7 protein-coding genes are annotated in these 13,764 nt (G+C 42.2%); 5 read left to right on the top strand and 2 right to left on the bottom strand.

The genetic code is table 11. The features are described 5' to 3' along the window. Nucleotides 1-40 precede the first annotated feature (40 nt). A complete protein-coding gene (locus AACU32_RS22720; RefSeq protein WP_096603441.1) occupies nt 41-1,000 on the top strand; it encodes an aldo/keto reductase in 960 nt (319 codons plus the stop codon). A gap of 280 nt (nt 1,001-1,280) precedes the next feature. Next, the gene (locus AACU32_RS22725) at nt 1,281-1,790 is read left to right on the top strand and encodes a DUF4278 domain-containing protein (RefSeq protein ID WP_339378184.1); all 510 of its coding nucleotides are present in this window, start codon (nt 1,281-1,283) and stop codon (nt 1,788-1,790) included. 55 nt (nt 1,791-1,845) lie between these two features. Here the strand turns inward: AACU32_RS22725 and AACU32_RS22730 are convergent, their stop codons facing one another. Both AACU32_RS22730 and AACU32_RS22735 read right to left on the bottom strand, forming a co-directional pair. Beyond that, the gene (locus AACU32_RS22730) at nt 1,846-2,262 is read right to left on the bottom strand and encodes a tetratricopeptide repeat protein (RefSeq protein WP_096603444.1); all 417 of its coding nucleotides are present in this window, start codon (nt 2,260-2,262) and stop codon (nt 1,846-1,848) included. 173 nt (nt 2,263-2,435) lie between these two features. Further along, nucleotides 2,436-4,430: a ShlB/FhaC/HecB family hemolysin secretion/activation protein gene (locus tag AACU32_RS22735; RefSeq protein WP_339378185.1), complete on the bottom strand. Its 1,995-nt coding sequence runs from the start codon at nt 4,428-4,430 to the stop codon at nt 2,436-2,438. Nucleotides 4,431-4,598: 168 nt separating this feature from the next. Between AACU32_RS22735 and AACU32_RS22740 the strand changes: the two genes are divergently transcribed. From AACU32_RS22740 to AACU32_RS22750, 3 genes are all read left to right on the top strand, one after another. Beyond that, complete coding sequence (locus AACU32_RS22740; RefSeq protein ID WP_096603446.1) at nt 4,599-11,234, top strand: CHAT domain-containing protein; 6,636 nt, start codon at nt 4,599-4,601, stop codon at nt 11,232-11,234. Nucleotides 11,235-11,553: 319 nt separating this feature from the next. Further along, nucleotides 11,554-12,090, top strand: coding sequence for a tetratricopeptide repeat protein (locus tag AACU32_RS22745; RefSeq protein ID WP_339378186.1), 537 nt, complete (start codon nt 11,554-11,556; stop codon nt 12,088-12,090). A gap of 234 nt (nt 12,091-12,324) precedes the next feature. Then, on the top strand, nt 12,325-13,692 hold the full coding sequence (locus tag AACU32_RS22750) for a CHAT domain-containing protein (protein ID WP_096603449.1): 1,368 nt from the start codon (nt 12,325-12,327) through the stop codon (nt 13,690-13,692). Nucleotides 13,693-13,764: the final 72 nt, after the last annotated feature.

The following is a 13,764-nucleotide window of genomic DNA, read 5'->3' on the forward strand; positions in this document are numbered from 1 at the left end:
CAGTAGGAAACTATCCAGGGAGATGAATTAGGAAATAATTATGGAAAAACGAACACTCGGAAAATCAGATGTCCAAATTACACCTATTGTGATGGGAACTTGGCAAGCTGGTAAAAAAATGTGGGTAGGAATTGAGGATGCTGACTCAATTCAAACAATTCGCGCCGCATTTGAGGCGGGGATTACCACAATTGATACTGCTGAAGTCTATGGTAATGGACATTCTGAGCGGATTGTAGCTGAAGCTTTATCTGATGTGAGAGAGCAGGTAGAGTATGCAACTAAAGTTTTTGCCAACCATCTCAAGTATCAACAAGTGATAGATGCTTGTGAGGGTTCATTAAAAAATCTGAAAACAGACTATATCGACCTTTATCAAATTCATTGGCCATCTGGTGCTTTTAATAGTGAAATTGTCCCAATTGAGGAAACGATGAATGCTCTTAATTTACTGAAAGAGCAAGGTAAAATTCGTGCCATTGGTGTTTCTAATTTCGACCGCGATCAACTAGTAGAAGCAGCCAAGTATGGAAGAATTGATAGTTTACAACCACCTTACTCACTATTTTGGCGAAAGATAGAAAAAGATTTAACGCCTTATTGTGTTGAAAATCAGATTTCTATCTTAGCTTATTCATCTTTAGCACAGGGATTATTAACAGGTAAATTTGCTCGCGGAACTAAATTTGATCCAGCAGATAATCGCGCTCAAAATAAGCTGTTCCAAGGGGAAAATTTTGAACGCGCCCAACAAGCTTTAGACAAACTGCGTCCTATAGCCGATAAACATGATGCTACCTTAGCTCAGTTAGCACTAGCTTGGTTAATAGCTCAACCGCAAAGTAATGCGATCGCCGGGGCGCGTTATCCCCAACAAGCCAAAGACAACGCATTAGCCGCACAAGTCCAACTTACAGAGGCGGAAATTGCAGAAATTGATGCGATTGGCCGCATTGTCACCGATCACTTGGATGACAATGCAGTCATGTGGGACTGGTAAGCGATCGGTATAGCTGTTGACTGTTGACTGTTGACTGTTGACTGTTGTAGGGGCGGGTTCACATATATCCTGGATCAACAATGATCTAAATAAACCCGCCCCTACAGACTGTTGCCCCATGCCCCATGCCCAATGCCCAATATCCGTAATTTCTAACGTATATTTTATTATCAAATAGCACGGTAACCGAAAAACTTGATTGGAGGTAAAATAAACCACAATTATCACAATCTGCGCGATCAAACTTTTGCTTTTATTTCAGCAGTGAGGCAAAATGGCTGTGTGTTTTTTCATTCTATTATGTGCTGGTTTCATCACTAGCTATTTTCTCTTAAAAAAAAGTAATAATGAAATCTCACATCTGGTAGCTGTATTTGCGGCTATCAGTCTGATTTTGGGTTTAATATTCGCTCCTTGGCAGGTATTACTTTTACTATTAATTGCTGTTCTGTTTAGTACAAGCTACGAATACTACACCAGCAACTTTGTCAGCGGGGAAACAGAATTTCCACAACAGCCAGTCCCCACATCCCCAGCAGATTGTCATCATTTGATATACCGTGGGGTTGCTTATCGTGCTAACTCTCATGCTAATTCAGATGAAGTAAATATAAAACCTGTAACCCATAAATTGAGTTTTAGGGGAAGCAGCTATTGTGTTTGTGTTGATCATAAAGTCCAATCAGATGAAGTAAACATACAAGCTGTAACCCATAAATTGAGTTTTAGGGGAAGCAGCTATTGTGTAAACAAAACTGCACAAAAACAAGTTCAACAGCAAGGTAGTTAGAAATTTGCTGCAATGAGCCACTTATATTTAATTACGCCGACTTACTTGTGACGAATTAGTAATTAGTTAAATAATACATTGTGCCTTCTGGAGCAAGACTCATAGCTATGTTGTAATCTTCAATTGCTTTTTGTTCATTACCTAATTCTTGATAGATTTGACTGCGCCAAAAATAAAAGAAAGCGTTTTCCGGATTAATATCTATAGCTTGGGTGTAATCATCTAATGCACCTTGACTATCGCCTAATTTTTTTTTACGAAAATTAGCGCGTGCGGTATACAGTTCTGCATTGTTGGGATGTATGCAGATTGCTGTGTGAAAATCTGCGATCGCTTTTTCTATATCTCCCTGGGCAAAATGCCTGTATGCTTGTTTAATATATCGGCTGATATCTTTTGGTTTTATCGGTATTTCTGCGGTCAATGGGGGAATTACTTCGGTTTGGCGGAAATTCGGCAAATTGTTATCCATTTTACTAAAAATCAAATAATATAATCATCAGTAGGCTGTACTTGGTTTTAGCGTACCCAGAATTTTTGTGAATGTAACTCAGTGTCAATAGTCATTGGTCATTGGTCAATAGCCAGTTGTGATTCTCCTTGTCCCTGTTGTCTCTTACAAATGCCCAATGCCCAATGCCCTACTTAGGGTTGATAGCGAATACTAAAGTAAAAGCCATCATCTTGGGCGTTATTGCCGCGATCGCTTAAATTGACGAAGGGTATGCCATAATCAAGGCGCATAGTCATCCGATCTATCCCCAAGGCCTGATTCCACAACAATCCTAAACCTGCACTGGCGAGAAAGGTTTGATTGGGTTGCTTATTGGGGTTATCAGCTTGATTCCAGACTCCGCCTAAATCCACAAATGGTGCTAGCTCAATGGTAGATAACCCGGCTTGATTACGTTCGATGGTAATTCTATCTTCGATGGCGAAGCGAAATCCATTATCTCCAGAGCGAGCATTTTGCCGATATCCGCGCACGGAACGCGCACCCCCAATGACGAATTGCTGGGAAGGGAGCAGGCTATCTGGTGTTAGCTGCAATTCTCCTTGGATTACTAATAAATGATTTTGATTAAGTTGCTGTACACGCTGTATTAAACCCAGCCAACTGAAAAACCTAGCGTCAGGAATTGGATCTTTATTAATCGTAGCATCAAATAAGCCTGTACCTAAACTAAATTGCGATTGTAAATACCAGGCTCCTTGAGGATCGCGTCTAACATAGTCTTGGCTAAATTTGAAAACACTGGTGCGGCTAACTCCGTTGACATCGGGGCCGATACCAAAGGGGGTGGGCAGTTGATCGAACAGAAAAGTTTGCCCATCTTGATAAGTAAATCCGAATGATAAGGCAAATTCTTCTCTTGGCGATCGCACTAATGGTTGGCGATAATTGATTTCATATACATCTTGATTGGCTTTAATACCCAGTTGATCGAAGGGCGGCTGGGTAATTTCATTGCGATTGGGTGCAAATCTCAGGCTGATTTTTCCGTCCATCGGGTTGAGCGGAATTTGATAGCTAAAATCAAAAATGTCAGAACCACCTGTGAGACTATGATACCATGCTCCGGCTAGTTCATCACCGTTGCCTGTGAGATTGCGTTGGCGGAGTTCAATGCCAAATCTTTCCGAACCAATACTCGGCGGTGAATAGTTATCGATACTAAAGCTGCTAGTTAGAGAATTCGCCTCTTGAACTCGGACAATCAGAACACTTTCACCGACTTTCCCTGTAGGACGCAGACTGGCTTCCACGTTGTCCAATAGGGGATCGAGTCGGAGTAATTTCAGTTGCTCTTCCAGCTTGATTGTATTCAGGGGAATTCCTGCACCCAATTGGATGCGATCGCGGATATAGCCTGAATTTAACCGCCTGGTTCCTTGGACATCAATTTCTGTTACCCGCCCTTCGATGACGCGAATCACTGCCACACCATCTGTATTTTCTCTCGGTTGGGCTACAGGTATGGCTCTGGAGTTGATATAGTTATTATTCAGGTAAAGCTGGGTAATGGCATCAGCGGCTTGTCGCAATTCTTCGATTGTTAATTCTCGCCCTTCAAAAGGCTGTACAACTTTATTTAACTGTTGTTCAGTAAAAACTGTGCTGTCTATAACTTTAATTTTCCGCACAAAAATTCGCGGTTGAGTTACTGACGGTGTTTCTGGTGATGGTGTTGGTGCGGGTTGATTTGCTTGGGTGGCTTGAAAAGAGAGTTGAGAGTTGAGTGTTGAGTGTTGAGTGTTGAGTGTTGAGTGTTGACTCTTAGGAGAGATTTTACTTTCTTGGTGGAGGGGAGAGGAGGAGATGGGTTGTGGTTGGGGGGGGTTAGGCTTGGGAGTTTGTCCTGCTACTACTGTATTGTTGAGTTGGCGATCAGCATCGGGGATGAAATCAGCAGCCTGAAGGTTGCTTGGCGATTGGGGATTTTTTTCGTAAAGATGAATATTGCGATCGCTTGCTGTTGCTTTTAGCCCATTGATTGCCATCAGCGCTACCAGATGCAAAATCAGCAAGATTCCCGGAAAACTCAGACTAGTACTTAACCAAGAGTTCTTCCGATTCAGAACTTTATTCCTGACTACTAATTTAATGTGACTTTTTTTACTTTTTCCTCCTGCTGCCATCTGCCTTCTGCCCTCTGCCTTTTCTCCAGTAGTAATATTTGAATATCATATTTTTGAGTGCCGATTACAAAGAATTGATATATTTCACGACAATTTTTAGTCAAGACTCTCCGTGATATCCACTAGCATTATATTCTGGTAACAGGTGAACAATTCCGGAGCAATTCCATGTCATTGCCTATTTCCATTGTCATTATTAATTACAATCGGGAGCGTTACCTTGGGGATGCGATCGCTAGCGTTCTCAAGCAGACATGGCGAGACTTTGAGCTACTAGTTTGGGATGATGGTTCTACAGATTCTTCGGTAGCGATCGCGAAAAAATATGCACAGCAAGATCAGCGAGTCCGCGTAGTAGCAGCACCCCATCAGGGAATCGCCGCATCTCGCATTGGCGCGATCGCCCAAACTACGGGAAACTATTTAGGTTGGGTAGATAGCGATGATTTACTTTCCCCCACAGCCTTAGCCGCAACGGTGAGCTTACTTCACCGTCACCCAGAGATGGGATTTGTTTACACCGATTATCAAGATATTGATGAAAACAGTAAAGTTATTAAATATGGCGATCGCTGTCGCATTCCCTACTCCAAAGAGCGACTGCTAGTAGATTTTATGACTTTCCAATTCCGCCTGATTCGCCGTTCAGTATACGATTTAGTCAATGGACTTCATGGCTCACCGAAGACTTACGCTGAAGATTACGACTTATGTTTGCGGCTTTCGGAAGTAGCGTCAGTCGGACATATCAAGCAGCCACTCTACTATTATCGCCTACATTCAGGTAATATCACCAAAGCAGGCAAGTTGGAGTTGCTGTTGTCTTCTCAACAAGTTATCGCCCAAGCACTGCAACGCCGGGGACTAGCTGAAAAATATCAAATTGATGTAGATTTATCTACTGGGCGTTTTACTTTGCGGCACAAACAGCCCTTCCGGAATTTTATCACCAATTTGCTCAAGGGTGCGAATGTCGTCAACACTTCTGTATGGAAGCAAAAACTCAAGCGCTCGATTACCTTGGCGACATTTCCCTTAGTCGCAGCCATTAATACTGGGATTGCCCAAGCGCAAATTGTCCCCGCAGTCGATGGTACAGGTACGATAGTTACTCCCAATGGCAATAGACTGGATATTAATGGTGGGACGACATCTAACGATGGGGCGAATCTCTTCCACAGCTTTCAGCAATTTGGACTTTCAGCCGAACAAATCGCCAATTTTCAAGCGAATCCCCAGCTGCAAAATATCCTCGGTCGGGTGACAGGTGGGAATGCTTCCATTATTAATGGTTTAATTCAGGTAACCGGTGGTAGTCCTAACCTATTTTTGATGAATCCGGCGGGATTTGTTTTTGGTGCTAACGCCAGCTTAAATGTCCCCGGTGCTTTTACCGCCACAACAGCCAACGGAATTAGTTTTGGTAACAGTTGGTTTAATGCGATCGGGACGAATAATTATGCAGTTTTAGTTGGTAATCCTACAGGCTTTGCCTTTACAATCAGCCAGCCAGGAGCAATATTCAATGCTGGGAATTTGGCTGTAGGAACTGGACAAAGTTTAAGCCTTTTGGGTGGTACAGTCATCAGCACTGGACAACTCACAGCACCAGCTGGACAAATTCTCGTGACATCTGTACCCGGAGAAAATTGGGTACGTCTGAGCCAGCCGGGGAATCTCTTAAGCTTAGAAATTCAACCTTTAGCTAATAGTAACAATTTACCCAACAACTGGACAATTCCCATAGCTTCTTTACCAGAATTGCTGACAGTAGGTAACACCGGCTTAACTGCCAACCCTGATGGTACTGTAAAACTTCCCGGCTCGAACATTAATGTACCCAGCAATCCAGGGACAACGATTGTTAGCGGTAAAGTTGATGCATCAGGTGCCACAGGCGGTACAGTCAATGTATTGGGGACAAAAGTCGGACTAGTTAATGCTGATATTAACGCCTCTGGGAATAATGGTGGCGGTACTGTGCTGATTGGTGGCGATTACAAAGGACAAGGAACGGTTCCCAACGCAGCGCAGACTTATGTTGATGGGAAATCTGTAATTGCAGCCAATAGTAACTCAACTGGTAACGGTGGGCGGGTAATTGTTTGGGGTAACGACAGCACACAGTTCTTTGGTAAGATTACAGCTAATGGCGGCGCGAATGCAGGCAACGGTGGTTTTGTCGAAGTATCGGGGAAAAATTTCTTAACTTTCAATGGTTTGGTAGATACTTCAGCAGCCAATGGTAATTTTGGGACTTTATTACTAGATCCCAGCACCTTAACTATTATCGATGCTCCCTTCGGAGCAGGTGATTTTGATACTTCAAATGGTAATATTCTGGCTGAAACTACAGATAATGGCGCTAACACCGTTTCTTGGGGGGCGCTAAGTAATGCCGAGACTAGTACTATTAATTTAGAGGCAACGGGAAATATTACCATCAATGATATCACAGGCAATACACCAGGAGTAACTACTGCTGCGGGTGTGGCTACTTTAAACTTAGGCGGTGGCGGTAGTTTTAACTTGACATCAACCAGTGGTGCTGTAATTTTTGAAGATCCCACTAACACCATAAATACCACTGGTGGAGATATCAATATTTCTGGAGCCAGCTTATCATTAGGCAATTTCAACACAATAGCTGATTTTAGTCCCAGCGGTAATGTAATTTTGTCTGCAACTGGCAATATTAGCGCGGGTAATATTATTACTACAGGCAATGGCTATGGTACTGGAAATATTGATGTTGATAGTACCAACGGCGCGATCGCCTTGGGAAATCTCAACGCCACTAATAATACTTCTGGTTCCAGGGGTAAAATAACTTTGTCTGCCGGTGGCAACATTAATGCAGGTAAGATTGAAGCTATTGGCAACGGTGAGATTGTTGCCATTGGTAACGGTTATCAAGCTGAAGGTTTTGAATCCAAAGATATTGGTGTTGCTGTTACGAGTACCAATGGCGCGATCGCTTTGGGAGATATCAACACCAGTAGTAACAATTCACCCAGCCCAGCCAGTGGTGGTTCTGTCACTGTCAACGCCCTAGCAGGTAGCATTATTACAGGTGCAATTAACTCTTCTGTCACCACAAATAGCCGCAGCAATTTTACAGGTATAGGTGGTGCAGTTACCTTAACCGCCGCCAATAATATCACCACTTCCACCATTAATTCCTCAGGAACTTTTAGCATCGGTGATGGATTTTCTAGGGGAACTGTGAGTTTGACAGGTGGCAATATAGAAGTTACCAGCAATAATGGCAAGATTGAGGTCGGAAATCTCAGCACCAACGTTAGCGCAGATACTATATCAAACTTAAGTGCATCTGTGGCAGGAACGGTTAAGTTAAGCGCTGTTGGCGATATCACTACAGCTAACATTGATACCTCTGCCAATCAGGGTTATGATTCAGCTACCGGGGGAACCGTTGCCATTGCTACAAGTCAAGGCAGTATTACTACAGGAACAATTAACTCATCTATATTCAAAGATCAGGGCGGTGGAAATTTTACAGGTAAATCTGGTGCAGTTACCTTAAATGCTTTAGCTAATATCAATACTAATGTTATTAATACCTCAGCCAGTGCTACCAATATCGATGGTACTGGTAATGTGACAGCTGGCAACATAGAAGTTACCAGCAACAATGGCGAGATTAACCTGCCAAATCTTAACACCAACGTCAGCGGAGATTTGAATAATTCTCAGGCGGGAACGGTTAAGTTAAACGCTGTTGGCAATATTATTACAGGTAACATTAATTCTTCCACCGCTCAGAGTTTTACATCATCTGTCAGTGGAGACGTTGCAATCACTACAACTACAGGCAGTATTACTACAGGAACAATTGACTCATCTTTATTTACAGATCAAGGTGTGACAGATTTTACGGGTAAATCTGGTGCAATTAACTTAACCGCCGCAAATAATATCACCGCTACCGCAATTGATTCCTCCGGAACTTCTACCAACCCCGTCGAGACAATTGTCGGCGAGCCTATTGTTGAGGGAAGCCCTAGTTTAACAGGTGGCAATGTAGAAGCTACCAGCAAAAATGGTGAGATTACCTTAGGAAATGTCAACACCAACGTTAACGCCGATAGTATAACCAACATCATCAATAATTCCCAGGCGGGAACGTTCAATTTAAACGCTTTTAGCAATATTATTACAGGTGACATTAATACCTCAGCCAGTCAAGGTTCTGAATCAGCTAGCGGTGGAAATGTTGGAATCACCTCAACTATCGGAAATATTACTACAGGAACAATTAACACCTTCGTAGAGGGAGAGAATGCTTCTCAAGCAGGAACAGTCAAGTTAAATATTGTCCGCAGTATTCTTCCAGAAGAAATTAAGAATCCCGATGAAATTTTCGGCAATATTATTACAGGTAACATTAATTCTTACGTCTTTGGGGGTTCTAGATCAGCTATTGGTGGAAGCGTTGACATCACCACACCTACAGGCAATGTTAATACAGGATCAATAGATTCATCTGTATACAACAATCTGCAAGGAGGCGATTTTACAGGTACATCTGGTGCAGTTAACTTAAATGCCATATTTGATATCACTACTGGTAGGATTGATACCTCAGCAACTGCTAACAATGTGAATGGAACTGTCAATGTGACAGCAGGTAATGTTCGCTTAGAGACAAATAACTCTTTTGGCAGCGCGATTAAGTTTAACACGATCGCATCCCAAGCAACCGGAGAAACTGGTGCTACTCTTCAAGGTGGTAATGTGGAAGTGCTAACTAATGGCATCATTCAAGGCATAGGGACATTATCTGAAGATGATACAGGTGATACGATCGCCACAGATAACGGCGGTACGATCACAATTCAACATGATGGCGGCCCCGATAATGTACCATTTATTGTTGGTGATGCCAGTATAAATGGTACAGCAGGCGCACTCAATGCGGGGGGAGATGCTACAATTCCTGCGGATAGCTTCTTTAGTTCACCTGTATTGCCCAACGGCGGAACAGACGAAACAACTCCCCCCAGGATTACGATCAATTCTGTAAATACCCCGCCAACACTACTAACAGCAAACACAGCATTACCTGATACCAAAACTAATCAGTCTGTCAACTTTACTTTTGAATATTTAGCGCCACAAACATCAGATGATAACAATGACAACACTACCTTTCAAGTTGAAGTAAATAAAGGAAGTTTAATTGTTAATGGTAATCTTGTGACTGGCGTTACTACCATCACTGAGAGAGATACCTTTGAATACAAACCCCCTACAGATACTAGTGGTTTAGTAGATGCTTTGACAATTAGTGCGAGCGATCGCGTTTCCACTTCAACAGCACCAATTCCGATCAACGTCACCCCACCACCAGACCCAAAGCCAGATCCAGATCCAGACCCAGTCCCAGACCCAGTCCCAGACCCAAAACCAAACCCAGATCCTTGCAATTTCCAATGCAATAAAATCACACCGCCTAACCCTAACCCAAATCCCCCAACAATCGTTACTATTCTCGATCCCAACCCCACCCCAGAAGGTGACTTTACAGCGAGGGTAGCGGGTTATTTAGGCGTATCAAATCCGCGTTTGAAATCTCCAGATGAAACCAAAGAAATTGCGCTCAAAATTGAGCAAGCTACAGGTGTAAAACCTGCGTTTATTTACATTAGTTTTGTTCCTGTAGAAATTCCCCCCGATGGGTTGTTGGAGACAGTTAAATCTAATAAACAGTTGGATACTTCAGCAGAACAGGATAGTCAACAACTGGAATTAGTCATCATCACCGGAAAAGGCGATCCGATTCGCCGGCGTGTTCCCGAAGCCACAAAAGCTAAAGTTTTACAAGTAGCCAAGGAATTTCGCGATCAAATTGTTAATCCCCAAAATCGTCGGCGTAACACTTATTTACGTTCATCGCAACAACTTTATCGTTGGATAATTGCCCCAGTAGAAACAGAATTACAGGCTAGACAAATTAACAATTTGGTCTTTTTACCTGATATTGGCTTACGTTCCACCCCAATGGCAGCGCTTCACGACGGTCAAGGGTTTTTGGTAGAAAAATACAGTGTGGGTTTAATGCCCAGCCTCAGTTTAACAAATACTCTGTATACAGATATTAAAAAATCCCAAATTTTAGCTTTGGGAGTCTCACAAAGTACCCAAGGACAAGAACCCTTACCAGCAGTTCCCGTGGAGTTATCAACTTTAGTATCCAGACTCTGGACAGGTAAATTACTCTTAGACAAGCAAGCGACTTTAGATAATCTCAAAGCCGTCCGCCGTCAACAACCCTTTGGTATTATTCACATGGCAACCCATGCTAATTTTAATGGTGGCGCGTTGAGTAACTCCTATATTCAGTTGTGGGAAGACAAATTACGTTTGAACCAAATCCGGGAGTTACGCTTAAATGAACCCCAAGTAGAGATGATGGTGCTAAGTGCTTGTCAAACTGCTTTAGGGAACGAAGAAGCAGAGATTGGCTTTGCAGGGTTAGCTGTACTTGCTGGTGTGAAAACCAGTGTTGCTAGTCTGTGGACAGTCAACGATGTCGGTACAGCAGCATTGATGACGAAATTTTACGAAAACTTGAAAACCGCGCCAATTCGTGCAGAAGCTTTAAGAGAAGCTCAAGTAGCGATGGCGAAAGGAAAAATTTACATCAAAAATGGACAAATCCAAGGTTTAGATCCGATTGAGGGTTTACCTTTGCACGTTGAAATTAGCGATCGCGCTAATGAATCATTAGCCCATCCTTATTATTGGGCTGCATTCACAATGGTGGGGAATCCTTGGTAGGGGTTGATGGTTGACTGTTGACTGTTGACGGTTGACTGTTGGCGCTATTTTCCAAACATTCAGCATTTTTACTCAGGCGAATCCTCGAAAATATCTTTATTGGACAAAACTGCATAAGTTAACTGGCTTGAGAAATATAAGTCTGTAAGACAGCAACAGATGGAGATTGGTTTATCTTACCTTCTGCCCTTCGGGTTCGTCAGTCGCTCATGGGGGAAACCCCCAAGACCGCGCTGACTCACCATCTGCCATCTGCCATCTGCCTTTCTTCTGTCCAAACTTAACAGTCTTTGTCATGCATTTTAGAGGAGAACTACACATGAAAGGATTCAAAGTTGTCGCATCTGGAATCATTCTACTTGGCTTAATGGTTTGCGCCCCGAAAGCTAATGCTGAAAACTTACCCAACACTGAATTGAAACCCCAGATCGAAAAATTGCCAGTTGAATCAACTCCTAATTTTACCCAATCCCCAAATAATAACTCTAACGCCAAAGCTTACCTAGACCAAGGTTTTGAATTGCTGGATAAAGAGGATTATCGCGGTGCTATTAAGGCTTTTAGCCAATTAATCAGTCTTTCACCTGATAATCCTTATGGCTACTTTGGTAGAGGTCTTGCCTACTTTAGCACTAAGGAATATCAAGCGGCTAAAGCAGATTTCGATGCATCTATAAATCTGGATTCTAGTATTGCTTACAATTATTTATTCCGAGGAATGTCTAATTATGCATTAGGTAGTAAAGATTTGGCGATCGCTGATTTACAAGTAGCAGCCAATCTTTTTGAAAAAGAAGGCAAAACGGACTTGGCTCAACAGTCTCTTGATGCAATTAAGCGGATACGTAATGCATAGTTTGTAATTTACCCGTTGCGGTTTAATTATGAATTATCAATTACTAATAAGTAGCTCAACGTAAATAAATATAATATGTTTTGTCATTGCGAGGAACGAAGCAATCCCAGTCTTTGCGATTGCTGCGTCGTTCCTCCTGGGATTGCTTCGTCGTTCCTCCTCGCAATGACATCTTACATTTAATTATGTTGACCTACTTAAATCTAGAGAAAATTAATTAGAGATAGAGGGAATATGCAAAAATTTAATACGGGTTTTTCTGTAGTCGCAGCTAAGTTAACTCCGGTATTTTTTGGCGTTATGACTAGCTTAACATTGCCGTTATCTTCAGGAATAGCATTAGAAACGCCCATACCCCACCAACAAAATCAAGTCAACGCCGGCTTAGAAATTTCTAAATTAGTAGATTTATTAGCCCAGAGTTTACCAACAGCTAATGTTAACCCGCCAACAGTTGAGGAGATTAAGCAAGTTGCTAAAAAGCAAAATGCTACTCTCGTTCAATATTCGATTATTTCTGAAGAAGTCAAAATAGAAGGTAAACAACAATCGCAAGAGTCAGAAATCTATATTTGGGTGATTCCGCCGAATGGGGAAATTTCTCTACGTCGAGTTGATTTAAAAACTTGGCGAGAAAAAGAAAAGACGACGTTAGCAGATTTGATTAAGCAAATTCAACAAATTAATGGTAGTGGAATCGAGCGAAATAAAGGCATAGTAGTTCAGCCAGGAGTAAAAGAAAATTCTGCTAAATTACTCTGGAAGCAACTACATCAATTATTAATTCAACCGATTGCTGAACTTTTGCCAAATAAACCAGAGTCTAGAGTAATTTTTATTCCTCAAGATAAATTATTTCTTGTGCCATTTGCAGCGCTACAAGATGCAAATAATAAATATTTAATTGAGAAACATACTATTTCCACTGCACCGTCAATTCAACTATTGGATTTACTTGCACAACGACGCACTGCAAATACAACTTCTACTCAGGATGTGCTGATTGTTGGTAATCCTACCATGCCAACTAAACCCCTGAATCCTGGTGAGGAATTTAGGAAGTTCTCGCCATTACCAGGCGCAGAACAGGAAGCAAAAAATATTGCCAGTATCTATCATACCCAAGCGCTGACAGGGGATGCAGCAACGGAGACAACGGTTGTAGAGCGAATGTCCAAAGCCAGGATTATTCATTTAGCAACTTCGGGATTATTGGGAGAATATTTAGAAATTCCTGGTTTACTGGCGTTTGCACCTTCTAGCCAAGATGATGGATGGTTAACAGGTAGTGAAGTTAGCAAGCTGAAGCTAAACGCCGACTTAGTTGTTTTGAGTAGTTGTGATTCAGCGTTAGGAAAAATCACCGGGGATGGTGTGATTGGGTTGTCTCGTGCATTCATTGCGGCGGGTGCTAATAGTGTAATTAGTGCGTTTGGGGATATTCCTGATGCACAGACAGCGACATTAATGACCGAATTTCATAATAATTTAAGTAAAAATCCTGATAAAGCAGCGGCGTTGCGTCAAGCGATGTTGGCGACGATGAAACAACATCCTAATCCGCAAGATTGGGCGATGTTTACACTCGTGGGTTTGCCTTAATTGTGTAGGAGAGTATAAATATGCATTTGTGCAAAATTAGTTCCAGTGTATTCATTTGTTTGATAACAATTT

Source organism: Calothrix sp. NIES-2100 (assembly GCF_963875285.1).
Taxonomy (GTDB): Bacteria; Cyanobacteriota; Cyanobacteriia; order Cyanobacteriales; family Nostocaceae; genus Aulosira.

Coding starts and splice junctions, on each gene's coding strand:
- AACU32_RS22750 (WP_096603449.1), top strand. CDS start 12,325: ATGCAAAAATTTAATACGGGTTTTTCTGTAGTCGCAGCTAAGTTAACT.
- AACU32_RS22735 (WP_339378185.1), bottom strand. CDS start 4,430: ATGGCAGCAGGAGGAAAAAGTAAAAAAAGTCACATTAAATTAGTAGTC.
- AACU32_RS22730 (WP_096603444.1), bottom strand. CDS start 2,262: ATGGATAACAATTTGCCGAATTTCCGCCAAACCGAAGTAATTCCCCCA.
- AACU32_RS22745 (WP_339378186.1), top strand. CDS start 11,554: ATGAAAGGATTCAAAGTTGTCGCATCTGGAATCATTCTACTTGGCTTA.
- AACU32_RS22720 (WP_096603441.1), top strand. CDS start 41: ATGGAAAAACGAACACTCGGAAAATCAGATGTCCAAATTACACCTATT.
- AACU32_RS22740 (WP_096603446.1), top strand. CDS start 4,599: ATGTCATTGCCTATTTCCATTGTCATTATTAATTACAATCGGGAGCGT.